Annotated in this window: 30 protein-coding genes; 15 read left to right on the forward strand and 15 right to left on the reverse strand. The window is 53.5% G+C overall.

Features of this window, described 5'->3' with window-relative positions:
- Window positions 1–31: 31 nt before the first annotated feature.
- The 4 genes from RHH53_RS05355 (at window position 32) to RHH53_RS05370 (ending at window position 2,690) form a co-directional block, all read left to right on the forward strand.
- The gene (locus RHH53_RS05355; RefSeq protein WP_206201387.1) at window positions 32–817 is read left to right on the forward strand and encodes an HAD family hydrolase; all 786 of its coding nucleotides are present in this window, start codon (window positions 32–34) and stop codon (window positions 815–817) included.
- 65 nt (window positions 818–882) lie between these two features.
- Window positions 883–1,164, forward strand: a complete 282-nt coding sequence (locus RHH53_RS05360; RefSeq protein WP_206201388.1) for a hypothetical protein — start codon at window positions 883–885, stop codon at window positions 1,162–1,164.
- Window positions 1,165–1,314: 150 nt separating this feature from the next.
- On the forward strand, window positions 1,315–1,881 hold the full coding sequence (locus RHH53_RS05365) for a DUF2808 domain-containing protein (protein WP_310438428.1): 567 nt from the start codon (window positions 1,315–1,317) through the stop codon (window positions 1,879–1,881).
- Window positions 1,882–2,003: 122 nt separating this feature from the next.
- Window positions 2,004–2,690 (forward strand): 1-acyl-sn-glycerol-3-phosphate acyltransferase, encoded by a 687-nt coding sequence (locus RHH53_RS05370; protein ID WP_302679039.1) that lies wholly within the window; start codon window positions 2,004–2,006, stop codon window positions 2,688–2,690.
- A gap of 6 nt (window positions 2,691–2,696) precedes the next feature.
- Here RHH53_RS05370 and RHH53_RS05375 read toward each other — a convergent pair whose 3' ends face one another.
- Both RHH53_RS05375 and hslO read right to left on the reverse strand, forming a co-directional pair.
- Window positions 2,697–4,070, reverse strand: a complete 1,374-nt coding sequence (locus RHH53_RS05375) for a 1-acyl-sn-glycerol-3-phosphate acyltransferase (protein WP_206201391.1) — start codon at window positions 4,068–4,070, stop codon at window positions 2,697–2,699.
- Window positions 4,071–4,096: 26 nt separating this feature from the next.
- Entirely contained in the window at window positions 4,097–4,996 is a 900-nt protein-coding gene (gene hslO / locus RHH53_RS05380) for an Hsp33 family molecular chaperone HslO (RefSeq protein ID WP_206201392.1), read from the reverse strand.
- 139 nt (window positions 4,997–5,135) lie between these two features.
- Between hslO and mazG the strand changes: the two genes are divergently transcribed.
- Window positions 5,136–6,257 carry a nucleoside triphosphate pyrophosphohydrolase gene (gene mazG / locus RHH53_RS05385; protein ID WP_310742773.1) on the forward strand — a complete coding sequence of 374 codons (1,122 nt, stop codon included), beginning with the start codon at window positions 5,136–5,138 and terminating at the stop codon, window positions 6,255–6,257.
- Here mazG and RHH53_RS05390 read toward each other — a convergent pair.
- From RHH53_RS05390 to trxA, 3 genes are read right to left on the reverse strand one after another with little or no spacing between them, the layout of a single operon-like run.
- Entirely contained in the window at window positions 6,254–8,002 is a 1,749-nt protein-coding gene (locus tag RHH53_RS05390; protein ID WP_310744199.1) for an ABC transporter substrate-binding protein, read from the reverse strand. The genes mazG and RHH53_RS05390 overlap by 4 nt on opposite strands.
- The gene (gene thiS, locus RHH53_RS05395) at window positions 8,002–8,223 is read right to left on the reverse strand and encodes a sulfur carrier protein ThiS (RefSeq protein WP_302679041.1); all 222 of its coding nucleotides are present in this window, start codon (window positions 8,221–8,223) and stop codon (window positions 8,002–8,004) included. The genes RHH53_RS05390 and thiS overlap by 1 nt, the downstream gene beginning before the upstream one ends.
- Window positions 8,224–8,244: 21 nt before the next feature.
- Window positions 8,245–8,568, reverse strand: a complete 324-nt coding sequence (gene trxA, locus RHH53_RS05400) for a thioredoxin (RefSeq protein WP_149817697.1) — start codon at window positions 8,566–8,568, stop codon at window positions 8,245–8,247.
- Between the two features lie 207 nt (window positions 8,569–8,775).
- On the opposite strand from trxA, the gene psaX reads away from it, so the two are divergent.
- Entirely contained in the window at window positions 8,776–8,886 is a 111-nt protein-coding gene (psaX, locus tag RHH53_RS05405) for a photosystem I protein PsaX (RefSeq protein WP_081711791.1), read from the forward strand.
- A 180-nt stretch (window positions 8,887–9,066) separates the two neighbouring features.
- Here psaX and RHH53_RS05410 read toward each other — a convergent pair whose 3' ends face one another.
- The 3 genes from RHH53_RS05410 to RHH53_RS05420 all read right to left on the reverse strand — a co-directional run bounded on the left by RHH53_RS05410 (window position 9,067) and on the right by RHH53_RS05420 (window position 11,005).
- Window positions 9,067–9,435 (reverse strand): YccF domain-containing protein, encoded by a 369-nt coding sequence (locus tag RHH53_RS05410; protein WP_310744200.1) that lies wholly within the window; start codon window positions 9,433–9,435, stop codon window positions 9,067–9,069.
- Between the two features lie 33 nt (window positions 9,436–9,468).
- On the reverse strand, window positions 9,469–10,194 hold the full coding sequence (locus RHH53_RS05415) for a hypothetical protein (RefSeq protein WP_310744201.1): 726 nt from the start codon (window positions 10,192–10,194) through the stop codon (window positions 9,469–9,471).
- 76 nt (window positions 10,195–10,270) lie between these two features.
- Window positions 10,271–11,005 (reverse strand): glutathione peroxidase, encoded by a 735-nt coding sequence (locus tag RHH53_RS05420; protein WP_310744202.1) that lies wholly within the window; start codon window positions 11,003–11,005, stop codon window positions 10,271–10,273.
- A 247-nt stretch (window positions 11,006–11,252) separates the two neighbouring features.
- Here RHH53_RS05420 and RHH53_RS05425 point away from each other — a divergent pair, with 247 nt between their 5' ends.
- From RHH53_RS05425 to RHH53_RS05435, 3 genes are all read left to right on the forward strand, one after another.
- The gene (locus tag RHH53_RS05425) at window positions 11,253–11,879 is read left to right on the forward strand and encodes a hypothetical protein (protein WP_310744203.1); all 627 of its coding nucleotides are present in this window, start codon (window positions 11,253–11,255) and stop codon (window positions 11,877–11,879) included.
- Between the two features lie 62 nt (window positions 11,880–11,941).
- Entirely contained in the window at window positions 11,942–12,196 is a 255-nt protein-coding gene (locus RHH53_RS05430) for a hypothetical protein (RefSeq protein WP_310744204.1), read from the forward strand.
- Window positions 12,197–12,217: 21 nt separating this feature from the next.
- Window positions 12,218–14,035, forward strand: a complete 1,818-nt coding sequence (locus RHH53_RS05435; protein WP_310744205.1) for an HMA2 domain-containing protein — start codon at window positions 12,218–12,220, stop codon at window positions 14,033–14,035.
- An 18-nt stretch (window positions 14,036–14,053) separates the two neighbouring features.
- Here the strand turns inward: RHH53_RS05435 and RHH53_RS05440 are convergent, their stop codons facing one another.
- A complete protein-coding gene (locus RHH53_RS05440; protein ID WP_286626373.1) occupies window positions 14,054–14,230 on the reverse strand; it encodes a hypothetical protein in 177 nt (58 codons plus the stop codon).
- 63 nt (window positions 14,231–14,293) lie between these two features.
- Here RHH53_RS05440 and RHH53_RS05445 point away from each other — a divergent pair, with 63 nt between their 5' ends.
- Window positions 14,294–14,425: a hypothetical protein gene (locus RHH53_RS05445; RefSeq protein WP_255451698.1), complete on the forward strand. Its 132-nt coding sequence runs from the start codon at window positions 14,294–14,296 to the stop codon at window positions 14,423–14,425.
- Window positions 14,426–14,628: 203 nt separating this feature from the next.
- A complete protein-coding gene (gene speY, locus RHH53_RS05450; protein ID WP_286649814.1) occupies window positions 14,629–15,792 on the forward strand; it encodes a homospermidine biosynthesis protein in 1,164 nt (387 codons plus the stop codon).
- Here speY and RHH53_RS05455 read toward each other — a convergent pair.
- Both RHH53_RS05455 and RHH53_RS05460 read right to left on the reverse strand, forming a co-directional pair.
- Window positions 15,789–16,535, reverse strand: a complete 747-nt coding sequence (locus tag RHH53_RS05455; protein WP_302679049.1) for a metal ABC transporter ATP-binding protein — start codon at window positions 16,533–16,535, stop codon at window positions 15,789–15,791. The genes speY and RHH53_RS05455 overlap by 4 nt on opposite strands.
- Window positions 16,532–17,482 (reverse strand): metal ABC transporter substrate-binding protein, encoded by a 951-nt coding sequence (locus RHH53_RS05460; RefSeq protein WP_225901664.1) that lies wholly within the window; start codon window positions 17,480–17,482, stop codon window positions 16,532–16,534. The genes RHH53_RS05455 and RHH53_RS05460 overlap by 4 nt, the downstream gene beginning before the upstream one ends.
- A 60-nt stretch (window positions 17,483–17,542) precedes the next feature.
- Between RHH53_RS05460 and RHH53_RS05465 the strand changes: the two genes are divergently transcribed.
- From RHH53_RS05465 to RHH53_RS05480, 4 genes are read left to right on the forward strand one after another with little or no spacing between them, the layout of a single operon-like run.
- Complete coding sequence (locus RHH53_RS05465) at window positions 17,543–18,721, forward strand: peptidylprolyl isomerase (RefSeq protein ID WP_310744206.1); 1,179 nt, start codon at window positions 17,543–17,545, stop codon at window positions 18,719–18,721.
- A 38-nt stretch (window positions 18,722–18,759) separates the two neighbouring features.
- Window positions 18,760–19,221 carry a pentapeptide repeat-containing protein gene (locus RHH53_RS05470; protein ID WP_310744207.1) on the forward strand — a complete coding sequence of 154 codons (462 nt, stop codon included), beginning with the start codon at window positions 18,760–18,762 and terminating at the stop codon, window positions 19,219–19,221.
- Window positions 19,222–19,224: 3 nt separating this feature from the next.
- On the forward strand, window positions 19,225–19,377 hold the full coding sequence (locus tag RHH53_RS05475) for a hypothetical protein (protein ID WP_190278162.1): 153 nt from the start codon (window positions 19,225–19,227) through the stop codon (window positions 19,375–19,377).
- The gene (locus RHH53_RS05480; RefSeq protein ID WP_310744208.1) at window positions 19,370–20,446 is read left to right on the forward strand and encodes an Era-like GTP-binding protein; all 1,077 of its coding nucleotides are present in this window, start codon (window positions 19,370–19,372) and stop codon (window positions 20,444–20,446) included. The genes RHH53_RS05475 and RHH53_RS05480 overlap by 8 nt, the downstream gene beginning before the upstream one ends.
- Here the strand turns inward: RHH53_RS05480 and dcd are convergent.
- The 4 genes from dcd to RHH53_RS05500 all read right to left on the reverse strand — a co-directional run bounded on the left by dcd (window position 20,413) and on the right by RHH53_RS05500 (window position 23,378).
- On the reverse strand, window positions 20,413–20,994 hold the full coding sequence (gene dcd / locus RHH53_RS05485) for a dCTP deaminase (protein ID WP_181496856.1): 582 nt from the start codon (window positions 20,992–20,994) through the stop codon (window positions 20,413–20,415). The genes RHH53_RS05480 and dcd overlap by 34 nt on opposite strands.
- Before the next feature lie 84 nt (window positions 20,995–21,078).
- On the reverse strand, window positions 21,079–21,342 hold the full coding sequence (locus RHH53_RS05490) for a hypothetical protein (RefSeq protein WP_302676543.1): 264 nt from the start codon (window positions 21,340–21,342) through the stop codon (window positions 21,079–21,081).
- Between the two features lie 126 nt (window positions 21,343–21,468).
- On the reverse strand, window positions 21,469–23,223 hold the full coding sequence (gene argS / locus RHH53_RS05495; RefSeq protein WP_310744209.1) for an arginine--tRNA ligase: 1,755 nt from the start codon (window positions 23,221–23,223) through the stop codon (window positions 21,469–21,471).
- Window positions 23,223–23,378, reverse strand: a complete 156-nt coding sequence (locus RHH53_RS05500; RefSeq protein WP_149817663.1) for a hypothetical protein — start codon at window positions 23,376–23,378, stop codon at window positions 23,223–23,225. Before RHH53_RS05500 ends, argS begins: the two co-directional genes overlap by 1 nt.
- Between the last annotated feature and the right edge of the window lie 9 nt (window positions 23,379–23,387).

Here is a 23,387-nt window from a genome sequence, read left to right on the forward strand (position 1 = left end):
TCCCCTAAAAGGGGTAGAGTAAAAACCCTCTATGGCTCACCTCAACGCCCTGATTTTTGACGTGGATGGCACCTTGGCGGACACTGAGCGGGATGGCCATCGCATTGCCTTCAATAAAGCCTTTGCTGCGGCAGGCCTAGATTGGGAGTGGGATATTCCCCTCTATGGTCAACTGCTGGCGGTGGCGGGGGGTAAGGAGCGCATGAAGTATTACCTTGATTGCTTTCGTCCCGATTGGCCACGTCCCCAAAATTTGGATGCCCTGATTGCCGACCTGCACAAGGCGAAGACCCGCTACTATACGGAGCTATTGGCAGAAGGGGCGATTCCCCTGCGGCCGGGGGTGAAACGGCTGCTCACTGAAGCCCGTGAAGCAGGATTACGTTTGGCGATCGCCACCACAACCACCCCTGCCAATGTCACCGCACTCCTTGAAAATGCCCTTGCTGCTGATGGCGTCAGTTGGTTTGAGGTGATTGCCGCTGGGGATGTGGTGCCCGCCAAGAAACCTGCGCCCGATATTTACTTCTACACCCTTGAAAGAATGCGCCTCTCGCCCCAAGAGTGCCTTGCCTTTGAGGATTCCGCCAATGGGATTCAGGCAGCCACCGCCAGTCGCCTAGCGACCATTATCACGATCACCGACTACACCAAGGATCATGATTTTCGGGATGCAGCGCTTGTCTTGGATTGCTTAGGGGAACCCGACTACCCCTTTCAAGTGATTCGCGGTGAAGTGGGCTGGACCACCTATGTGGATGTGCCCCTATTGCGATCGCTCCACCAACAGTGGACAAGTACGTTGAGTCACCGATGATTTTCTGGCCACAGCGTTTTACAGTGAAGAATATACGAACCTAGCCTGAGTGATTAAAGAACGCAATGTACACGATTGATTTAATTCTGCGTCATGTCCCCATGCCCGTGAGCATTGAACGCAAGGAAAGTGCCGCAGCGACAGCAGTCTATCAGCAAATTCAGCAGGCGATGGCCAGTGGCACCCCGACTGTCCTCGAACTGACGTGCGATCGCCAAGTGGGCAAGAAGTTAACTGTCCTCACCTCAGAAATTGTGGCCGTACAGATGGCCGATAAGGATGCCCCCTCCAGTGTCGCCAGCCGGGGGGGATTCTTTGCTCAGTTGGTGCAGCAAACCAGCAATTAAGTAAAAATCTCTCAATAAAGTTTAGTTTTTCTTCGCAATGGTGAGTCTTTGCCGTTAGGATACTAAGCAGACTGATCCGTAGGGGAACGTTGAGCGAATCCTCCCCGTCTGAAAGTCAGGTATCTGTGGTGTGTCGTAATAGGGTTGTCTATGGTGAAGCGTTTCCTACCGGTTCTGATTCTGTTGGGGTGTAGTTTTGGTCTTGTGACCCCTGCCCTTGTGCGTGCCCAAGTCAATCAGGGTTTTACCTTCACTTGGGGAGATGGTCCCAGTGGACGGCAGCAACTCCAGTACCATTTAGAAAACGGTACGCCCGGCTTTATGGGCGATCGCTACTGGCTGCGCTTGGGGGAACAAAAAGTCGCGATTAATCGCATTAACATTACTTATCCCGATTACTACAACGGCATTATTGATCCTAGGGGTATCGAGGTACGGGTGGGGGGCGATCGCGGGAATCGCTTTTTTCAATTCCGCCGTAATCTTGGCCAAAAAATTGAACTAGCGGAGGTGTCCCTTGACCGCGATAACCGCGTCATTGACATCGTACCCGCAGAGGTCATTCCCGCAGGCACGCCCGTGCAAGTGATCCTCAACAATGTGCGCAATCCCAATCATGGCGGGATGTACTACTTCAATGCGCGCATTGGCTCCCCCGGCGATATTCCCCTGATGCGTTATATCGGGACTTGGATTCTGAGTATTGCCAATAACTAAGCCAATAACTCACTGGAACTCAATTTGCCAATTTGCGAACTGGTTCGCCATCCCTAGCCAGATTGGGGCGATCGCCCGAGGCTAGTCTTTGTGTGTCACAGCCGGTTCACTCTTCACGCCTGATGCTAGATTCTGTCAAGTCTTCATTCCCCCACATTTCGCCTCTCCTCACTCCCCTGATGTACCGTCTGGTGGGGGATATTGTCCTGCGGCGCTATTTTCGTACCCTTGAGGTGCAAGGGCAGGAGCAGATACCCAAAAGGGGGCCCGTGATCTTGGCACCCACCCATCGTTCCCGTTGGGATGCGCTCATTATTCCCTATGTGACGGGACGGCGGGTGAGTGGACGCGACCTCTACTACATGGTCTCCCACGATGAAATGCTGGGACTGCAAGGCTGGGTAATTGGTCAGTGTGGTGGTTTTCCCGTCAATACCCAAGCGCCTTCGGTGAGTGCCTTGCGGACAGGTGTGGAACTCCTGCGGCGGGGACAGGCCTTGGTGGTCTTTCCTGAGGGCAATATCTTTCGCGATCGCCAGATTCATCCCCTAAAGCCGGGCTTGGCGCGTTTAGCCCTTCAGGCAGCTCAGCGCTGTCAAGAAGCGATCCAGATTCTGCCGATTTTACTCGATTATGCTCAGCCCTATCCGCAGTGGGGAAGCGAGGTCAAGGTGATCATTGGTGCTCCCTTGAGTACGGGCAATTACAATGTTACCCACCCCAAAAGTGCTGCCCAAGAACTGACGAGTGATCTTTTGAGGGCACTGCAGCAGCTTCAAGAGGGGCGATCGCTCCTGTGTTTGGCTTGAATCCCTCTAAGAATCCGTAGGCACAATTAGCGCTTCAAATTGCTGGCGAATCTGGTCAGTGACTTCCTTAACGGCCTGTCGTGCCCCTTGGCGATCGCGACGATACAGCGGCCAATAGCTCTCTAAATTGAGGGGGTCTCCGACACTGAGGCGCACCTGCCGCAAGCCCACCAAGCGATTCACATTGGGGCTTTTTCCCTCTAACCAATCAAACGTCCGCCAGAGGATCAGTGCCACATCGGCAAAGCGATCAATCGTGAATTTCTCACGGATATAGCTACCCGTAATCGAGGTAAATCGCTCCGCAAGACGCATATGACGTAATCGCACATTGGCTTCCTCGGCCAACCAATCGGCTAAACAGCGCTCTACGGCAGACAGTTGTGCCAAATCACCGCGAAACATCCGTTCCCAAGCGGCCTGTTCAATCCGTCGGCAGCGACTCACAAAATCTTCACTGGCCTTAAGACCAAAGTAGGACTCTGCCACTACAAGGGCACTGTTGAGGAGTCGCTGAATCCGTGCTGCCAATTCGGCATTGGGGGAGTCAAAGGGGGGCAGTTCGGGAAAATCTTGGCGGTAGGACGTGGCATAAAAGGTCTCTAGGCGATCCAGCAGATGCATCGCTAAATTGAGCAGGCGGCGGTAGAGGTCCTGCGGTTCGGTACTCTGAGAATTGGTGGGGCAGCCAAGGCGGTTCTCCAGTTGTGCCATCAGCATGGCCATGCGTTCCCAAGAGGGCTGACTGAGGCTGTACTGAATGCCAACGGGGAGAATGACCACAGGGAGCGATCGCCCCGCCTTCGTCAAATCTTCCAGACACCAAAATCCCAGTTGTGCCACGCCCGGCTCTAAAGGTGCGACCAGTTCATTGTGTTCATTCGTTGCCCCCTCCGGCGCTGCTGCTAGGGGAAATCGTCCCTCCAAGAGTAACTCCCGTGCCGATCGCAGGGCTTGGCTATCGAGCTTGCCGCGCATGATGGAAATCCCCCCCAACCGTGAGAAGAGCCAACCAATTTGCTCCCCTGCCCAGAGGGGAATCCCGCGATCGTAGAGAAAATAACCATTCGTGGGGTGACGCAAGCGAATGCCCAGCCGCCGTGCTGTTTGCGGCAATAGATGCCACATCAAATAGCCCATCACCAAAGGATCATCCGTACAAGGATGGCGAAAGGCAATGAGGAGCCGCACCTGTCCCCGCTGAAACTGCTCGTAATAACGGGCAAGGGTCTCGACATTCACCCCTTCCACCCGATTGAGACCAAGGCCGTAGCGGATGTAAAAGGGCAGGAGCCGTGCCGCCGTCCACCAAACTGGATAGCTAAACCGCTGGGGGAGAAAATGCAACGGGGGTTGGGCAGTCGCAACCACACTGGACATGACGCAAACTCCTCAGAAACAAGGGTTTAGACTGAGGCAGTGGCCAACTCCGCAATCAACTGTTCCAACATCGGCTGATCCGCCCAATAGACAGCATTACAGAACTGACAGGTGGCTTCCGCCTTCGCCTCTGTGGCTAGAATATCCTTTAATTCTGCCTCCCCTAGGAGCTTGAGTGCCGCTAGCATCCGTTCATGGGAACAGCCACAGTGGAAGCGCACCATTTGCCGTTGGGGCAAGAGTTGCAAGTCCATATCCCCAAGGAGTTCCTGAAAGATATCTGGCAGTGTCCGCCCCGCCTGTAGCAGGGGTGTAAAGCCCTTGAGATTGGCCACCCGTTCTTCAAGGGTGGCGATCAGGTGTTCATCATTGGCAGCTTTGGGTAGCACCTGTAACATCAACCCACCGGCGGCAGTCACCCCGGCCTCTTCAACAAAAACGCCTAACATCAGGGCTGAGGGGGTTTGCTCTGAAGTGGCGAGGTAGTAGGTGACATCTTCGGCAATTTCCCCGGAGACAAGCTCCACCGTACTGGAATAGGGATAGCCGTAGCCAAGATCGTGGATGACGTAGAGATACCCCTGACGCCCCACTGCCGCACCCACGTCCAGTTTGCCCTTGGCATTGGGGGGCAGTTCAACACTGGGATACTGCACATAGCCGCGAACCGTGCCATCGGCACCCGCATCCGCGAAAACCGTTCCTAGGGGGCCATTGCCTTGAATGCGCACATTCACCCGTGCTTGGGGCTGTTTGAAACTAGAGGCGAGAATTAAGCCAGCGGCCATGGTTCGTCCCAAAGCAGCCGTGGCAACGTAGGAGAGTTGGTGGCGTTGGCGGGCTTCATCGGTGAGTTGAGTGGTAATGACGCCCACGGCACGGATGCCTTCAGCCGCAGCCGTTGCTCGCAACAGAAAATCTGCCATGATTAGCCTAAAGAAATGTTTCGTTACACTTAGTTTATCTCCTTTCAATTGACCCTAAGGGCAGCCACCTGACGGGCAACATTTAGGAGACCCCTAGCAAGAACATCAGGAAATTGGCGATGATAGGCAAACAATCGTGATGCAGCGTCCAGTGATTGCGCCTATGGCCATGTCCTTAACTGTTTTGTCGGCGGCAACTGTCTTGGCAGAAGCAACAGAATTGCCTGAAGGGGGTCTGATTACGGAGATTCCGACGCTGGCGATCGCCCACCGCTTAGCACACCACCTCCGCCACCACTGGCCTTTAGAGACACCCTTGACACTCATTGACGCCCAACACCAGAGCACACTCCTCACCCTTGGCGAATTGGCAGAACTAACAGAGGCCACCTGCCCGCTACAACTGTATGTGCCACCCCCCTTACCAGAGGCACTGATTCAATTTCAACGCTTGATTGACGTGGTTCGAGAACTGCGCCATCCTGAGCGAGGCTGCCCTTGGGATTTGCAGCAAACACCCACCACCCTCATTCCCTACGTTCTTGAGGAGGCCTATGAAGTTGTCCATGCCCTTCAAGAGGGAGACACCGGGGCGATCGCCGAAGAATTGGGAGACCTGTTGCTGCAAGTCGTGCTCCAGAGTCAACTGGCTCAAGAAGCCGATCAATTTACCCTCGCCCAAGTTATTCAAGGGATTACCAATAAGCTGATCCGCCGCCATCCCCATGTCTTTGGTGAAGTGGCACTCACCACTGCGCAAGAGGTGCGCGATCAATGGGAGCAAATCAAAGCGGCTGAAAAAGGGACTGAAGACCGCCTCCCCCTGAGTCAAAAGCTGCAACGCTATGCCCGTACCCTGCCCCCCCTGATGGCGGGTATGAAAATTGGTGAGCGAGCCAGTCGCGCTGGCCTAGATTGGCCAACCATTAGCGGTGCATGGGAGAAATTTTACGAGGAGCTGGCGGAGTTTCAGGAGGCCCTTTTGCAAGGGAATGCCGAGCAACAGGCTGCGGAATTGGGAGACCTGCTCTTTAGTGTGATTAACCTTGCCCGCTGGTGCCAACTAGATCCTGTGAATGCCCTGCAACAAACCTACCAACGCTTTATCCAACGCTTGGAGTGTATTGAGGCGGCCATCGATCGCCCCCTTGAAACTTACACCCTAGAAGAACTGGAAGCCCTATGGCAACAGGCCAAGGTACAGTTAGCCGCAGACAACCGAACCGAAGTGCCACCGGAGACCAAACCCGAAGAGGCCTAATCCATGGCTGCCATTTCCACTTTCAGTTCATCGAGATTCCACAGGGCACCCCCCAGCGCCGTGGGATTCGCGCCCACCACATGATTGCGAAAAGCCGTGAGGGAGAGGGGATTCACCAAGTAGATAAAGGGGAGATATTCCTGAGCCAGCCGCTGGGCTTCAGCGTAGATTTGCTTGCGGCGTTCTAAATTGAGTTCCTGTGCTCCCTGCACATAGAGATCACTAATGCGCTGCTCCCAGTCGGCCACCACTCGACCCGTGATCGGCGGTTGGTTGGGTGCCGGTTGCTGATTGAACGTATGCAAAAGGCCATCCACGCGCCAGATATTGGCACCGCTATTGGGTTCATTGCCACCCCCCGTAAAACCGAGGATATGGGCTTCCCACTCTAGGGAATTGGAGAGACGATCCACGAGGGTGCCAAAGGCCAAAAATTGCAGATCCACCTGCATGCCGATCGCCCCCAAGTCCTGCTGAATTTGTGTCGCTATCGCCTCACGGATTTTGTTGCCCGCATTGGTAATCAGTGAAAAGCGGACGCGGTTCCCTTGAGCGTCAAAGAGGCGACCTTGATTGTCGTAGCGGAAGCCTGCCTCTTGCAGTAATTCCTTGGCTTTGGCCACATCGTAACGGTAGGTGGGCAGTCCCTGCTCTGGGGAGAAGTAAAAGGGACTTTGGACGGGAATGGTGGAATGTTGGGGTGCCCCTAAACCTTGGTAAATGTTGTTAATCATCCGCTGGCGATCGAGGGCATAGGCCACTGCCTGACGGAACCGCACATCGTTAAACCACTCGGACTTCACGGGATCCACAAGGGGCTTGCCATTGCGGCGACCGCGATTGAGATTAAAGGAAAGGAAAAGGGTATTGGGACTCGGCCCACTGTTGTAGATGCGAAACTGGCCGCGCTTTTCTTCCCGCTTGAGGAGGGAAAACATCTCAGGGGTGACGGCAAATAGATCCAGACCGCCCGAGCGAAATTGCAGCATGGCGGTGTCGGTGGATTCCACAATTTGCCAAATAAAGCGTTCCAGATGGGGCAGGGGCGATCGCCAGTAGAAGGGATTGCGCCGAAAAATCAACCGCTGGCTATTCACATAGCGATCCATGACAAAAGGGCCATTGCCAACAATTTGCCGTGGATCCGTATCAGTTCCCCACATGGACAAAAACTTCAATCGCCCTTGGCTATCCCGTTCTCGTACCGCTTGCCGCAGCAGATGGGCGGGTAAAATCGGCAAGCCAGTATTGCGTAAAAACGGCGCAAAGGGTTCAGGGAGCTTAAACGTCACTTGGCGATCGCCTTGGGCGGTCACTTCGGGCAGCAGCCCCTTCTGGCCAATACGGAGAATATCGCGGCTACTGGTGGGAATCTCAGGATTGAAATAGATCTCATTGTAGGTGAAGACCACATCCTCACTGGTGAGGGGCATCCCATCCGACCATTTCAGATTCGGCTTGAGTTGAAAGACAATCTCGAGGGTTTCAGGCTTAATTTGCCAAGATTCAGCGAGGGCTGGCTCCAGCTCACCCGTGAGGCCATTTTCTTGAATTAACCCTGTATAAAGGTAGCTAAAGACATTGGGGGACTCTTGGCTCAGGGCATAGTTAAAGGTTTTTGGGTCTGAGGTGACGGCGGTCACCAATTGGTTGCCACGCGGCGTAATTAGGCCAGCACAGCTTCCGAGGCTGAGGGTGCATAGACAAACCAGTAGCGCAATTAGAGGCCATCGCCACCCGCGCATCAGCCGCCACCGACAATCGTGACAATTTCCAAGCGATCGCCCGCCTGCACATAGGTGGTTTCCCAAAACTGCCGATGTAAAATCTCACCATTGTATTCAATGGCAACAAGGCGGGGGTGAATGTTGAGCAAGTCACAGAGTTCTGGAATCGAGAGCGATCGCCTCAGGGTGTGAGGAGTGCCATTGACATGGATGACGATCGCTGGCTCAACAGGAACCATAGCAGTAGGGGCGTATCCAGCTTAGAGGAACTGGGCAAGGGTTGCTTCAATTTTGGTTTTGGGTACTGCACCCACCAAAATATCCACCTTTTGGCCGCCCTTGAAAATCATCAGTGTTGGGATACTGCGAATACCGTAGTCGGTGGCCACCTTAGAGTTTTCGTCAGTGTTCACCTTGACAACCTTGACTCTGCCTTGGTACTCATTGGCAATTTCATCAACAACGGGAGCCACCATGCGACAGGGTCCACACCAAGGCGCCCAAAAGTCCACCAGTACAGGAATATCACTATTTAATACTTCTTCTTCAAAGGTGGCATCTGTAACGGACAATGCACTGGACATAAACAGAACCCTTATAACGAATCTGTAGCCTTAAAAATATACTCTAGCAACCTTTAGACCAATCTTGGGCTTTAGATTATTTTTTGATACCCTAGGCAGTCTAGCTCGCGGCTAGGTTTGATTTGCAGTATATCACGTCGCCCTCGGCATACAGGAGACTATCGGCGTATAATAGGGTTGCCGTTTCCTATCCAGAGGATGTCAACTATGGCAACAAAATCTGCAAAACCCACCTACGCTTTCCGTACCTTTTGGGCTGTGCTGCTGTTGGCCATTAACTTCTTGGTTGCCGCCTACTACTTTGGCATCCTCAAGTGACGCTCATCCCGCTAGTGAAAGTCCCTGCGGGTGCGGGCAATCTGTTCATGCAGCTTTGCCACTTTCTGTTGAATCTTCTTCCAGTTGGCTGACCCAATCTGTTTCCGCTTCAGTCTGCGTTGCAGCAATTGAAGCTTGCGTAAGCATCGAGGGGGCACCCTAGCCCCCCATTACTGGTAATCACCTCAACTCACGGCCAAAGGGCAGTAATCCTAAAATCATCAGCTTGAAATGCTGCTGCGCAAAGGGCAGGCCAATAATCGTCACCGCCAAGAGCAACCCCCAAAAGAGGTGATTGAGGGCAATGCCCCAGCCCACAACCAAAAGCCACAGGATATTAAAGATCATCGTTAGGGTGCTGTTGGCATCGGGCGCTTCAACAATTTGCTTTCCAAAGGGCAATAGAGCACTCCAACCCAGTTGAATCGCTTTAATCCCAAAGGGAATGCCAATGATCGTCAGGCACAGCGTCACACCGCCCAGCATATAGCCAATGCCCGTCAGGAAGCCGCCAAAGATCAACCAAATGATATTGCCAAGAAGACTCATGATCCGCTACTCCAAACATTACCTAAGCCTAGCCTAGCAAGTAGCCAGTAGATACAGCCCTTGATCCTTAGAATCGCTAGGAAGTTTGGCAAAGGGGTTGGCTTCACCACAGCGTTCACAGAGGGCTGCAAAGGCTTCGAGACTGTCTAGGCGTTCTGAAGTTTCGGCAAAAGTGTCGAGGAATTCTGCATAGGCAATCTGAGTCTGGAACCATGACGGTGGCAGTTGTCCAAAATAGGTCATCGCGAGGATTAGGGTGAGAATCGTTGTTAAAACTGCAAAAACAGTATTTTTGAGCAGGTTTTGGGGAACGCGATCTTGGCGATAACGGGTAATGGCCTCACGAATGCGCTGGGCGAGTTCAATCGCTATTTCTTCTTGCGTTTCTAGGCGATCGCCCACATCGGCTTTTGTAATGGTGACGAGCGGGCGGTTGTCTTGAACCACGCTGACATTGTCGCGATCGCCCACTCTTTTGATGGTAATGCTCTCAACGGGAATATCTTCATCCTCTGCCACTTGCAGGATACGGCGTTGAATCGCTGCCGCCCGTTCCTCGGGGGTAAAGGAGCCAATGCCTTCACGCACCTCAAACAAAACTTCGCCATCGAGGATCACTGGGTATTCCTGAATCTCAGCCGCCGCTGGGGGTACTTGGGCATCTTGCGCCATTAAAGGCCACTGTGCCTGCCCCACCACCAGTAAAAAAGTGAACAATAGGCACAGGAAAAAGCGTGTCCAAAAGCGTGGCTTTGTCATAGATGGCGGGGATGCAGGCAGTTCATTCTCCATTTTTGGGTGAAATCCTTGCCTGCCGCTGCTTTAGCGAAGATCCTTAACAATTGGTCGCTAGGTACTCTGCCAGTGCCTCCGAACCGCCAATGTATTGGCCGTCAATAAAGACTTGAGGAACCGTTGTTGCCCCTGTCACTGCTTGGAGCGATCGCAGGCTAGCCGCCTCACCGATGACAATCTCATCGTAGTGAATGCCCTTTTGCGCCAGCATGGTTTTGGCGTTGGCGCAGTAGGGACAGCCCCGCTTTGTAAAGAGAGAAACACATTGCCGCTTGTAGCTGGGGTTGAGGTAGCAGAGCATCGTTTCCGCATCCGAGACCTTAAAGGGGTCGCCGGGTTCTTCGGGTTCAATGAACATTTTCTCGATGACGCCATCCTTCACCAGCATTGAATAACGCCAAGAGCGCTTGCCAAAGCCAAGGTCTTCCTTATCAACAAGCATTCCCATGCCGGCGGTAAACTCACCATTACCATCGGGAATGAGGCGCACATTCTCGGCTTGCTGGGTTTTGCCCCACTCATTCATGACAAAGGCATCATTCACGGAAATGCAGAGGATATCATCCACGCCACAGTTACGAAATAGGGGTGCTAATTCGTTGTAGCCGGGGAGATGGGTTGAAGAACAGGTAGGGGTGAAAGCGCCCGGCAAAGCAAACACAACAACGGTTTTGCCATTGAACAAATCATTGGTGGTGACATTGACCCATTGATCGCCTTCACGGGTGCGAAAGGTGACGTCGGGAACCCGTTGCCCTTCACGGTTGGGTAGCATGGTGGAGTCCTCTACATAACGTTGCTTTCTAAAGCGTAGTCGTTATGACTTTAATTTGTCAAGCGACAATGGCTCGTTTTTGATCTCAGGTGCTCCCCTCTAGCCTAGGAAGTGATCTACAGCCTTCTGATATGGTCTCCTGATTGACAGGCTATTTGGAAAACTTTGTGGCTTGACTCAAGTTTGCTATCGTACAGGTAGACTTACTCAGCGTACGATTACGACCATAACCTTTGGCGAGCTTCTGATGGAAGAACTGCTTAAAACCAGCCAAGAACTAGCTGAACTGTTCCCTGACGGTGCGATTTTTATTGGCGGAATCGCAGTTTATCTGCACAGCAAATCCCAAGGTCTATTGCATCTTGCTGAAAGCAGTCATGATGGAGACTTCTACATCTCCCTTATTGATTTTGCAGATTTACGAGATTTGGAAGAGATCACACCAAACCGGCGCTTAAATAAGTATCAGCTCATTAAGAATGGATGGGAATTTGATGTCTATGTTGAAAGAAATAATCATCTCGCTATACCCTTTTGTGAGGTCAATGCAGAAAAAATAGTTATTGATAATTTGCCCTGTGCGTGTTTAGAGCATCTATTAATTCTTAAGTTAGATGCTTATTCTGACAGGTTTCATTCATCAAAAGGCGATAAAGATAAGCGAGATATTATTCGCATCTTAAACATGATGAAAAATCCAAGAATTGATATTTTGAAAAACTACTTAGATCAAGAAAAAATAAAACTCATTAAATTGGCAATTAGTGATAATTCAAAGTATCTAGAAATGTGCAAAAACAATTCTCAACAAGCAAGTGCATTACGTAAGTCAACACAGAAAAATAGTCAAATTTTGCTCGATTTAGAAGTATGAGAAAACTATATCGTGTTTTTATACCACCGCCAAAATATGAGAAAAGGTGTTACTCCTATGAAGTGATTTATACACTTGAGGAAATATGTGAAAAAGCGGGCTACAAATTAAAAGTAACAGGATGCCTAACACCGAAAATAATTTTAGCAGAAAAAGAAAATACAATTGCTTTTGATCGAGAGGGAAATCCAATCTATATCGTAGATGTTAGAGGTATTGATTTGTCGAGACCTGAAGGGTGGGAAATGATTTTGGAAACATTAGCCTATGGCTTTATGGATTACGCCACACGAGAAACGGTGCGTCACCTGTCTTGATTGAACTTCACGGGAGCGTTGATGGAGCAGCAAATTGTCCATGCCACAACAGGACGGGTGCGATTTCGGGTGCCGCGTGTGCAGCGAGATTCGGCCTACGGAGAGTTATTGGTGCAGTTGCTGGAGTCTTTGGCCATTGTCGAGCGGGTACGGCTCAATCCCCAAGCGGCAACGGTGGTGGTGGAGTATCAACCCCATTTGCTCCATGAAGCGGCGGTCTATGAAAGTTTGAATCACTGTTTTCAGCAAGCCATGGTGGCCATGCCGCAGCCCTTGCCGGATAGTGCGGCTCCTGCGGATGCGATCGCCCTTGAAGATTACGAAGCACAAGTCGAGGCCGATGCTCGCCTTGAAACCGATTGGGAACGCTTGGGACTGCCCTTAGTGGCCTTGGGAGTCTCGCTCCTCAGTGTGCCCTTGGAATTGCCCTTCGCGGTGGTTGGGGCAACGGTCTTGGCCAGTGCTTGGCCTTGGTTTCAGCGGGTGGGGCATCAAATTAGTCAGGGGCATCCTCCCAATGTGGATTTGCTCGATAGCCTCTGGATGGCACTGCATACCGTCAATGGCCAGTTCTTAGCGCCTGCCTTGAAGACTGCCCTAGTGGGGGTACGGGCAGATGTGCGCGATCGCCAGCGACGACAACAGTTGCATCGATATCCCAGTGTCTTGATGGCTCACTACGAACACCTGACGGTGGAACGCCAAGGACATTCCCTGACGATTGAAAGTCAGGAGTTACAAGCGGGGGATCTCCTGTGGCTGCGGCCGGGGGATGTTGTGCCCGTAGATGGCAGTGTTGTTGCTGGATTGGCGGAAGTGGAGCCTGCCCATTTTGAATTCTCGCGACAGGTGTGGGTGTGTCGTCCCGGCGATGCTCTCTATGCCGGCTGTCAAATCCTGACAGGACAAGTCCAGCTGCGGGTAGTGCGTACTGGCTGGCAAACACGCCTTGGTCTCATTACAGATCTGCTACACACTGAACCGGTCTATGACAGTGCCCTTGCCCACCAACAGGGGGAATTTGCGCGCCATGCGGTGCTGCCAACCCTTGCCCTCAGTGGTGCCCTCTGGTTGGCTACGGGAGCCTATGGGCCAGCGATCGCCCCCCTACAATTTGACTTTGGCAGTGGTGTGCAACTGTCGCTGCGGACGGTAATGCTCTCGGCGCAGGTATTTGCTGTGCAACAGGGGATCTATTTACCCACCGCTGGTACTTTAGAGCAACTGGCACAACTAGAGAGCTTGGTGATTGATGCGCGCGCAGGTCTTCCCCAGCCCCAACGGGCACAAATCCTGATTCAGCAATTGCGACACCTTGGCCTTCATATCTATCTGCTGCAAGATCAAGGCTCGCCCCTTGAGGGCACCACAGATCTGACGAGCGATCGCCTCACCGATCTGCAGGCCTACCTCGTGGGTAAGCGGCGGCGGGTGGGTTGGATTAGCTTTGGTGACACCTGCTCCTGTCCTGAAGCCACATGGCTACCGATTCGCTGGCAGCCCCCTACCTTTGCCCCCAATGCCAAAGTGGTCGTTCTCTTGGATGGCGACTGGTCTGCCCTTGGCCGTGGCATGGCCATTGCCCGCGATGCCCTAGAGCGCACCTATCAAAATGTCGCCTTGATTTCTCTACCCAATTTAGCCGTTACCTTTGGCGGCATGTTTTTGGGCTTGCATCCTGTGGTCAATGTCGTTACCAACAACGCCACTGCCTTTATGGCCGAGTTTTGGCATGGAAACTCACCCCAGTTTCGTACCGCCCTATTGCCAAGTACACCAACGACCGTCCCCCTGCAACCGCTGCCCCTAGAATCCCCGCAACTAGCGGTGGCCTTATAGAGCGAGGCTATCCAAGCGTCAATAGCGCTGCTTCAAGAAGGTGAGCAGCAACCAAAGTCCCGTCAACCAACTGGCCATGGCAAGGATTAAGAAAATTCCTCCCGGCAGCATCGTCAGCCAACCGGTTCCTCGCAAGAGGTAGAGAATGAGGAAGACGGTGAAACAAGTACCAAAAACATAATAGGCACGGCGCACGGCAAATTAGGTAATGAAGTGTTATAGTGATCTCGTAATGTAAGGGCATGGGACTTGTCAACAGTGAAACAATTGACGTTGATGGGCTATCCCAACATCACCACTTGGTATCTCGAAATGGGGTTGCGCCAACGGCGAGCAGCCATCCCTGCACTCTCGGTTGTGGATAATTGCGAAGGACCGAGTATGAGCTGATCGGCCTGCAACTGGAGGTTCACACCGTTGTGAACTGGGTCGATCAGAAGTGTTGAGCACGTTCCGCCCTGTTACGGCACTTTAAGTTTTTAGCTATTCAAAATCATGAAACACCCCTCAGCGGGTTAAGCAATGCTATGGTTGGGGTAGTTCCCGCCTGAGCGGCTGCGCCTGCTGTGGAATTAGCTTGCGAGGAACGACCGATGTCTGCATTTGCTACCCCCATTACCCCTGCTCCCATTCCCGATAATATCAGCCTGACAGAACTCATTGATAAATACTTCACCGCCTATAACTCAGCACGGCTACGGGAAATTTGCCAATTGTTGAGCCAACGGGTGTTTCGGCCAGAAGTGACGGTTGGTCTGAGCCTCTCAGGGGCGATGACGCCTGCGGGTTTGGGAATCTCGGCTCTGGCGCCTTTGGTGCGCGCTGGGTTTATTGATTACATCATCAGTACTGGAGCAAACCTCTACCACGATATTCACTATGCCCTCGGCATGGATCTCTATGCGGCGCATCCTTTTGTCGATGATGTGCAACTGCGCAAGGAAAGCAAAATCCGCATCTATGACATTATCTTTGACTACGATGTGCTCCTTGAAACCGATGCGTTTTTGCGGCAAGTGCTGCGCAGTGAAACCTTCCAACGCCGCATGGGCACCGCCGAGTTTCACTATCACCTAGGGCGCTATGTCCGCGAACTGGAAGTGCAGCGGGGACAAACCCATTCCTGTCTCTTGGCCACGGCCTATGAGTGTGGGGTGCCCATTTACACCTCCTCCCCCGGTGATAGCTCCATTGGTATGAATGTGGCGGCGATCGCCCTCGAAGGGTCGAAACTGATCATTGACCCCGCCATTGATGTCAATGAAACCGCTGCGATTGCCTACTTTGCCCGCGAAGCCGCTGAAGGAAATGGTAAGAGCGCCGCTCTCATTATTGGTGGCGGGAGTCCGAAAAACTTCCTGCTGCAAACCCAGCCACAGATCCACGAGGTTTTGGGATTAGAGGAACGGGGGCACGATTACTTTATTCAGATTACCGATGCGCGGCCGGATACGGGTGGCCTCTCGGGCGCTGTGCCCAGTGAAGCCGTCAGTTGGGGCAAGGTGGATCCCCAAGGGTTGCGGGATACCGTAGTCTGCTACACCGATAGCACGATCGCTCTTCCCATCCTTACCGCCTACTGCCTCAATCGTTGTCAACCCCGTCCCCTCAAACGCCTCTACGATCGCCGCGGCGAAATGGTCGAACGCCTGCAGCAGCTCTACCTGCAAGCGCAACTTCAGCACAAGGTGAAAGACCTGCCCCCTGCAGCACCTGTAGCCACCTATCCCTGTGGTACGCCGATTCGTCGGGGCTAGTCACAGCGGCGGGGGATCCGCAGGGATCCCTCGAAGGCTCGCGCGAGATTTTCAGGGGTAAAGACCTCACTGGTGCGGCCATAGGCTAGGATGCTGCGGTTCACCAGCACCACCTGATCACAAAAGGTGGTAATCGAGGAGAGATCGTGGGTGGAGATGAGAATCGTGTGCCCCTTCTCCCGCTCCGCCATGAGGAGATCAATAATCAGTTTCTCCGTTTTTACATCCACACCCGCAAAGGGTTCATCCAAGAGCAACACCTGTGCTTCTTGGGCAAAGGCGCGGGCAAGGAACATTCGCTTCTTTTGTCCGCCGGAGAGTTCGCCAATTTGGCGGTGCCGCAAGGGCCACAATTCCACCTGTTCTAGACTTTCCCGTACCCGCTGGCGATCGCGCGCGGTTGGTTGGCGCAGCCAGTTCATTTTGCCATAGCGCCCCATCATCACGACATCCCAAACCCGCAGCGGAAACTGCCAGTCCACATCTTCACTCTGGGGGACATAGGCCACCAAGGACTGCCGTTGTACCTGCTGTCGGGGTAAGCCATGAATGCGCACCTGACCTCGGATCGGCTTGACAAACCCCATGATGGCCTTGAAAAGGGTGGATTTACCCGCCCCATTCATGCCCACCACCCCACAGATCGTGCCGGCGGGCAGTTGCAGCGTTGCCCCATGGAGGGCAAGATGGCGATGATAGGCCACCGTCACATCTTGTAAATCAATGGCAGGGCTAGAAATCATGAGGCTGTCCTCCCGGTGAGACCGCGAATCAGGGTGTGGATGTTGTAGCGCAGGAGCTCAAGATAGGTGGGGGCATTGCCCTCAGGGGACGATAGGGAATCCACATAGAAAATGCCGCCAAATGTGGCGCCAGACTCCCGCGCCACCTGTTGTTGCGGACCGGCATTAACCGTACTTTCGCAAAAGACAGCGGGAATCTGTTGCCGTCGCACAATGTCAATCACCCGTGTCATTTGTCGCGGCGTCCCTTCCTCATCGGCATTCACAGGCCAGAGATACACTTCCTCAAGGTCATAGTCCCGCGCTAGGTAGGAGAAGGCACCTTCACAGGTGACGATGTAGCGTTTGTTGGCGGGGAGGGCTGCTAGGGCTTGACGTAGCTCTTGATCAAGGGCGCGAATTTGGGCTTTATAGGCTGCGGCGTTGGCGGCATAGATCTCCGCGCCAGCAGGATCGAGGTCTGTGAGCGCTTTGCGAATGTTGTCAACATAAATCAGGGCATTTTGGGGTGACATCCAAGCATGGGGGTTGGGTTGTCCGCGGTAGGCATCCTCTTGAATGGGAATGGGGGTAATCCCCTCTGTGAGCGTGACGCGGGGCACATTCGGTAGGCTGTTGTAGAAGCGATCGCCCCAGCGTTCGAGGCCAAGGCCATTTTCTAAAATGAGGGCAGCTTCCTGTCCCCGCACAAGGTCACTAGGAGTGAATTCATAGCCGTGGACTTCCGCTCCCGCTTTAATGAGTGACTCCACCCGCAGGCGATCGCCCGCCACCTGCTGCGCCATATCCGCAAGGACTGTAAACGTGGTCAGCACCAAGGGGCGTTCATCCCGGTCGGTTTGCATTTGACCAGTTGTTTCCCGCTGCTCAGGCGCAAGAGCGGCACATCCCCCCACTACGAGTACTCCCACCAATAACCAACTCAGTTGTCGCATTGCATTTTCCATTTTCATAATTCTTTCATAATTCTCAGCCTAACACAGAAGCTTCAAGAAAATGAAATAAAAATGAAAAGCTCCCCCTTGGAGGGCGATCGCCCTGTCCGATACACTGGGGGGAGACGGTCATGGGAAGAAACGGTGAAACGACGCAAACGCTGGCTTGCTGTTTTGGTGATACTGCTCCTCTGGTTGGGAACCTTCCTGCTGCCGCCACTGGCGATCGCGCTGCCTGTTGATCATTCATTAATTGCTGCCCTGCCCCAAGGGAATGCCATTACTGATCCCAAAGCGCTGCTCCGTTGGGCCTTACCGATTGACAATCCAACGGTACGAGAACTGCAAAAGGATCTAGAACAAATCTCTTTTTGGGTGCGGGGCAAACAGTGGTCAAAAATTGCCAGTAACATCAGCAAGGCGAAAGCCATTGTTCGCGATCGCGCCGATGAACTGCTCAAAAGTATCCCTGCCGAGAAACAGGAGGCGGCCAAAACCCTCTTGGCGGAGTTAGAGACCTCCCTCGATACACTTCAGGAAGCCGCCAAAACCAAAGATCGCAGCCAACTCTTGCCCGCTAAAGCCGCTGCCCTCGACAAAGTGGGGGACTTGGAGGCCATGATGGTACAAAACGTGAGCTATACGCCTCCCAAGGGCTACGAGCACCTGCCGCGATTGCTGGGCCGTGCCACCGTGGAAATGGAAACTACTAAGGGGAACCTGACGATTGTTGTCGATGGTTACAGTGCCCCCCTGACCGCCGGCAACTTTGTGGATTTAGTACAACGCCACTTCTACGATGGCCTCCCCTTTACCCGTGCTGAGGAATCCTATGTGCTGCAAGCAGGAGATCCCCCAGGGCCAGAGGTGGGCTTTATTGATCCAGAAACGAACCAATACCGTGCCATTCCCCTTGAAATTCTGGTGGAGGGCGACAAGTATCCCCTCTATGGCATCACCCTTGAGGATGCGGGTCGTTACCTCGAACATCCTGTGCTGCCGTTTGCTGCCTATGGCACCGTTGCCTTAGCCCGACCCAGTGATGATCCCAATGGTGGTTCCTCGCAGTTTTTCTTTTTGCTCTTTGAACCGGAGTTGACCCCCGCAGGACTGAACCTTTTGGATGGTCGCTATGCCGTCTTTGGCTATGTCGTGGAGGGAGAAGAAACCCTGCGGCAACTGCGCCAAGGGGATAAAATTCTCTCGGCTAAGGTGGTGGATGGCCTTGAAAATCTGGTACAACCGGCGTAGGTTAGGATGTCCAGTATAGACACCGTTGAGAGAGTGCGATGATTGCCAAGGTTGCGCCTGCCCTTTTCCTGCTCCTAGTCAGTACCCCTGCTTGGGCCGCCAATCCAGCCCATTTAGAACAACTGCGGCGCACGGGCAACTGCCCCAACTGTGATCTCAGCTATGCCCGCTTGCGGGGTCGGAATCTTCAGGGAGCGGATCTGCGGAGGGCAAACCTCAATGCTGCCAATTTACGCGGTGCCAACCTGAGCAGCGCCAACCTCAGCGGGGCTGTCCTCAATAATGCTGATTTAACGAAGGCCAATCTCACCAATGCCAACCTCAGCGGGGCAAGCCTACTCATCACTCGTTTGGATCGAGCCATTCTCGGGGGGGCAAAGTTAGTGGATGCGATTCTCGGGGGGCGCGATCGCCTAGCACGGGTACGGACATTCCGCGATGCCACCTTGCCCAGTGGGGAAAAGGCCTTCTTTTTAGAAGAATCCAGCCGCCGTCGCTAGCCTATGGGGATTGCGATCGCCAGCTTTATTATTTTGTTCCTGCTCAGCGAAGCCGTATTGCACCTACGGCAGTGGGTAATTCCCTTTCCTGTCGTCTTAATTGCTGCGGTTGGTTTAGTGGTGGCCTCCAATTGGTCGCTCCTTCGCCGTGAGTAGCCTCCCTATCCTAGACATAACGGCTAAATGTCTAGAGGAACTTCTCGCGTGGCATCAGGTGCACCATCCCCAATTGAGTGCCCAATGGCAGCCCCTCTATGAGTTGCGCGATCGCCTCCACCAGAGTGCATGGCACATTGTTGTCTTGGGTCAAGTGAGCCGCGGCAAGTCCGCCCTTTTAAATGCCCTCTATGGCGAAGCGATTTTTCCTGTGGGCGCCCTTCATGGCACGACTCGATGGCCGCGAACGGTTCGCTGGCACTGTCAAGATCAAATCGTCGATCTCACGGATACCCCTGGGCTGGATGAAGTCGCGGGTAGTGAACGGGAAAAAATGACATGGAGTGCCGTTGAGACTGCCGATCTTGTCCTTTTTGTGACCCAAGACAGCCTTACCCCCGTCGAATGCCAAGCCCGCGATCGCCTAAACACCCTTAGGATTCCCCACAAGCTCATTGTCACCAAGGTGGATCTCTACCCGCCAATGGCCGAAGGTATTGCCGTGAGCAGCACAACAGGTCAAGGCATTCCAGAACTGCGACAGCTTCTTCAGCAGTGGTTACAACAGGAGGCTCCCCAAGCCCGTGCCCTGCGAATTCTCCACCAAGCCAGCCAAGTTGAACAGAACCTCGGGGCAGCTCTTGGCACGCAAGACACGTCGGCATGGTCTTGGTTAACCGCACAGATGGTGGGTAGCCTGCTGCTGCCGGGGGGATTTTTCGATGTCGTGCTGGCGATAGTCAGTACCCTTGCCTATATCCGCAAAGCGTGCCAAGCCTATGCCGTGCCCTTTCCCCTACCGGCCTTTGGGAGTCTGAGTCAGTTTGTCTTACTGTGGTATGCGGCGATTTATCTTTCCAGTTGGCAAGGCTTGACCTTCGGCAGTGAACTCTGGGGAGTCAATACGACTGTTGTCCTCCAGGGGGGAGTGATCTTCTGGGGCTACCAACAGATTCGCCGCCGCCTAGACCCCTATCTTCAGCAGGGCTATCAATGGGGACACCATGGACCCCAACGGCTGTTGCAGCAACTCACTCAAACCCGTGCCAATGTGACGGCCTCCGGCTGATCTTGGTATTTGCCCCGCCGCGTTTCATAACTGACATCGCAGGGTTCACCCTCAAAAAAGAGCAATTGCACCACTCCCTCATTGGCATAGATGCGACAGTCTGCACTGGAAGAATTTGAGAATTCTAAGGTCAGATGGCCTCGCCAGCCCGCCTCTGCCGGTGTCAGGTTAGCAATAATCCCCGCACGGGCATAGGAGCTTTTACCAATACACAGAACCGTGACATTTTCAGGAACCTGTAGGCGTTCTAGCGCCACCCCAAGACCGTAGGAATGGGCGGGCAAAATAAAGAAGGCACCATTGGCATCTTCATGGAGGGGCGCAGATTCCAGATTTGCCGGGTTAAAGTTTTTGGGATCCACCACCGTCCCCGGCACATGGCGAAAGATACGAAACTCCTTCGGGCTGAGGCGAATATCGTAACCGTAGGAAGAAAGGCCAAAACTAATCACGGGCTGCTCAGCCACCCGCCGCACCAGTGTCGGTTCAAAAGGCTGAATCATGCCCTGAGCCGCCATGGCTCGAATCCAAATATCATTTTTAATCATTGTGCTGTCGCGATCGCACAAACAACCAATGTATCTTACAGCCCTTTTCCCATGAATAGAACAGGCTCAACACTGTGAAGAGACTTAACGCTTTGCTTCCCACTGACCCCAGCGATAGCCGAGTTCAAACCAGATCAGCGAATTCACAAAATAGATCGCGACCACCGTTAACCCTTGCCATAGTTGACCCAACTCAGGCCAAAGCCACGGCAATAGACCCAAACCCACGGCGATACCCCCTAGCAGACCGAGACCTGTCCCCCCTGCCATGACGAACATGATGAACAAAGCGCCCAGTTCTAGGCTGTTGGGTAACTCACGGCGAAATAGCCGAAAATAAAACTGCATGAGATACATGTGCGGCCATATCAGCAGGAAAATCACCGCCAGCAAAAGGTTAGAGAACAGGCTTCCCTCACTCTAGAAAATTCCAGAAACAACAGTGGTGCTGCGCCCCAGTATAGCGAGAAGGCGCTAAATCCGATCCAAAACCCGAATCCCCAGTAGGGATAGTCCTAGCTTCAGGGTCTGAGCAGTAAGATAGGCAAGGGTGAGACGGGATTGCTTCGTTGGCTCAGTTGCCGAGAGGATGGGACAGCGATCGTAGAACTGGTTGAAAAGCTGGCTCAGTTCAAAGAGGTATTGGCAGAGGCGGTTGGGCAATAGCTCAGCGCTCACAAGGTCGAGGGTTTCCTCCAGTTGCACAAGGTGCTTGGCCAAGTTTTGCTCTGTTTCATCCTCTAGGAAAAGGGGGGTATCTGGTGAGAGGGTGCGCCAATCAATGTCGCCGCGCCGTGTCAGTCCTTGGACACGCACATAGGCATAGAGCAAATAGGGAGCAGTATTCCCCTGTAGGGAGAGCATCTTGTCGTAGCTAAAGACGTAGTTACTGTTGCGGTTTTGGCTAAGATCTGCGTATTTGACAGCACCGATACCGATCGCCCGTGCCACGGTGTCAATGAATTCTGGAGATTCACGACGGCCTTCAGTGGCAAGGCGCTGTTCTAAATCCGCTCGACTGCGGGCGATCGCCTCCGTCAACAAATCCATCAGGCGAATCGTTTCCCCAGAACGGGTTTTCAAGCGTTTGCCATCTTCCCCCAACACTAAGCCAAAGGGGACATGGGTTAACGTGACATGGGGCGGCACCCAACCCGCGCGCTGCGCCACTTGAAAGACTTGGGCAAAGTGGGTGGACTGCCCAACATCGGTAACATAGATAATCCAATCTGCTCGGTCTTTGTCAATGCGGTAGCGCAGGGCGGCTAAATCCGTGGTCGCGTAGTTGTAGCCCCCATCGGACTTCTGAATAATTAAGGGTTGGGGCTGCCCCTCTTTATTGGTGAAACCTTCCAAGAAGACGACCTTTGCCCCCTGATCCTCCACCACGAGGCCAAGAGCGGCTAAGTCCTCAATCACCGCGGGCAAAAAGGGATTGTAGAAGGACTCCCCTCGTTCGGTGAGTTCAATATCCAGCAGATCGTAGATCTTTTGAAACTCGCGGCGGGATTGCTCACACAGCAGTTGCCAAGCGCGGCGACTCTGTTCTTCTCCCTGCTGGAGTGCCACCACCTGCTGCCGTGCCTTCTGCTGAAAGTTTGGATCGCTGTCAAAGCGTTGCTTGGCCTTTTTGTAGAATGTCACCAAGTCACCTAAGTCAAGGGCATTGGCGGTTGTGAGGGCGTCGGGATAAACCTCCTCAAGGTAGGCAATGAGCATGCCAAACTGCGTTCCCCAGTCCCCCACATGGTTGAGCCGCAGGACATTGTGGCCTTGAAACTCCAGAATGCGGGCAATGCAGTCACCAATAATCGTGGAGCGCAGGTGACCCACGTGCATTTCCTTGGCAATGTTGGGGCTAGAAAAATCAACCACCACCCGGCGTGGCTCTCGCGCTGGCGGAATCCCCAAGCGATCGCTCCCAATAGCGGCTTGCAGGCTGCGCGCCAGAAAGTCTGGCTTGAGACGAAAATTGAGAAAGCCCGGACCAGCAATTTCGACGGGTTGACAGAGATCCTCAACATTGAGATGTGCCACCACCTCTTGGGCTAGCTCACGGGGTCCTTTGCCCACCTGCTTGGCGAGGCTCAGGCAAACATTGGATTGATAGTCGCCAAACTTGGCTTGACTGGCCGGCAGCAGGAGCGGCTGGGGATAGGTATCTAAAGGAAGTGCGGTTTGCAGGGCACTGAGGAGGCGATCGCCCAAAAGCCGTAGAGGAGCAACCATTAACGCTTGCGCCCCCGTCGTTGTTCTTTTTGCTCTGCTTGCAGCCGCCGGCGATCGCGCCACTCCGCAAAAGTCAGATAGCCAATGCCACCAGTGACGACAATCAGCAGCAGCAAGGCCACCAGAACCAGAAGATCCGCCAATGAAACCGTCATTGCCCCAGT

Origin of the sequence: Thermosynechococcus sp. PKX82, from assembly GCF_031583255.1 — a bacterium.
Lineage (GTDB): Bacteria > Cyanobacteriota > Cyanobacteriia > Thermosynechococcales > Thermosynechococcaceae > Thermosynechococcus.

What these genes read in the sequence shown, in the direction of transcription:
- RHH53_RS05435 (WP_310744205.1), top strand. Translation starts at nt 12,218, where the DNA reads ATGGAGCAGCAAATTGTCCATGCCACAACAGGACGGGTGCGATTTCGG.
- hslO (WP_206201392.1), bottom strand. Translation starts at nt 4,996, where the DNA reads ATGGCAGATTTTCTGTTGCGAGCAACGGCTGCGGCTGAAGGCATCCGT.
- RHH53_RS05425 (WP_310744203.1), top strand. Translation starts at nt 11,253, where the DNA reads ATGGAAGAACTGCTTAAAACCAGCCAAGAACTAGCTGAACTGTTCCCT.
- RHH53_RS05475 (WP_190278162.1), top strand. Translation starts at nt 19,225, where the DNA reads ATGGGGATTGCGATCGCCAGCTTTATTATTTTGTTCCTGCTCAGCGAA.
- RHH53_RS05410 (WP_310744200.1), bottom strand. Translation starts at nt 9,435, where the DNA reads ATGAGTCTTCTTGGCAATATCATTTGGTTGATCTTTGGCGGCTTCCTG.
- thiS (WP_302679041.1), bottom strand. Translation starts at nt 8,223, where the DNA reads ATGGTTCCTGTTGAGCCAGCGATCGTCATCCATGTCAATGGCACTCCT.
- mazG (WP_310742773.1), top strand. Translation starts at nt 5,136, where the DNA reads ATGCAGCGTCCAGTGATTGCGCCTATGGCCATGTCCTTAACTGTTTTG.
- RHH53_RS05490 (WP_302676543.1), bottom strand. Translation starts at nt 21,342, where the DNA reads ATGCAGTTTTATTTTCGGCTATTTCGCCGTGAGTTACCCAACAGCCTA.
- RHH53_RS05415 (WP_310744201.1), bottom strand. Translation starts at nt 10,194, where the DNA reads ATGACAAAGCCACGCTTTTGGACACGCTTTTTCCTGTGCCTATTGTTC.
- RHH53_RS05355 (WP_206201387.1), top strand. Translation starts at nt 32, where the DNA reads ATGGCTCACCTCAACGCCCTGATTTTTGACGTGGATGGCACCTTGGCG.
- RHH53_RS05455 (WP_302679049.1), bottom strand. Translation starts at nt 16,535, where the DNA reads ATGATTTCTAGCCCTGCCATTGATTTACAAGATGTGACGGTGGCCTAT.
- argS (WP_310744209.1), bottom strand. Translation starts at nt 23,223, where the DNA reads ATGGTTGCTCCTCTACGGCTTTTGGGCGATCGCCTCCTCAGTGCCCTG.
- RHH53_RS05365 (WP_310438428.1), top strand. Translation starts at nt 1,315, where the DNA reads ATGGTGAAGCGTTTCCTACCGGTTCTGATTCTGTTGGGGTGTAGTTTT.
- RHH53_RS05460 (WP_225901664.1), bottom strand. Translation starts at nt 17,482, where the DNA reads ATGGAAAATGCAATGCGACAACTGAGTTGGTTATTGGTGGGAGTACTC.
- speY (WP_286649814.1), top strand. Translation starts at nt 14,629, where the DNA reads ATGTCTGCATTTGCTACCCCCATTACCCCTGCTCCCATTCCCGATAAT.
- RHH53_RS05465 (WP_310744206.1), top strand. Translation starts at nt 17,543, where the DNA reads ATGAAAAGCTCCCCCTTGGAGGGCGATCGCCCTGTCCGATACACTGGG.
- RHH53_RS05420 (WP_310744202.1), bottom strand. Translation starts at nt 11,005, where the DNA reads ATGCTACCCAACCGTGAAGGGCAACGGGTTCCCGACGTCACCTTTCGC.
- trxA (WP_149817697.1), bottom strand. Translation starts at nt 8,568, where the DNA reads ATGTCCAGTGCATTGTCCGTTACAGATGCCACCTTTGAAGAAGAAGTA.
- dcd (WP_181496856.1), bottom strand. Translation starts at nt 20,994, where the DNA reads ATGATTAAAAATGATATTTGGATTCGAGCCATGGCGGCTCAGGGCATG.
- RHH53_RS05390 (WP_310744199.1), bottom strand. Translation starts at nt 8,002, where the DNA reads ATGCGCGGGTGGCGATGGCCTCTAATTGCGCTACTGGTTTGTCTATGC.
- RHH53_RS05360 (WP_206201388.1), top strand. Translation starts at nt 883, where the DNA reads ATGTACACGATTGATTTAATTCTGCGTCATGTCCCCATGCCCGTGAGC.
- RHH53_RS05370 (WP_302679039.1), top strand. Translation starts at nt 2,004, where the DNA reads ATGCTAGATTCTGTCAAGTCTTCATTCCCCCACATTTCGCCTCTCCTC.
- RHH53_RS05470 (WP_310744207.1), top strand. Translation starts at nt 18,760, where the DNA reads ATGATTGCCAAGGTTGCGCCTGCCCTTTTCCTGCTCCTAGTCAGTACC.
- psaX (WP_081711791.1), top strand. Translation starts at nt 8,776, where the DNA reads ATGGCAACAAAATCTGCAAAACCCACCTACGCTTTCCGTACCTTTTGG.
- RHH53_RS05375 (WP_206201391.1), bottom strand. Translation starts at nt 4,070, where the DNA reads ATGTCCAGTGTGGTTGCGACTGCCCAACCCCCGTTGCATTTTCTCCCC.
- RHH53_RS05500 (WP_149817663.1), bottom strand. Translation starts at nt 23,378, where the DNA reads ATGACGGTTTCATTGGCGGATCTTCTGGTTCTGGTGGCCTTGCTGCTG.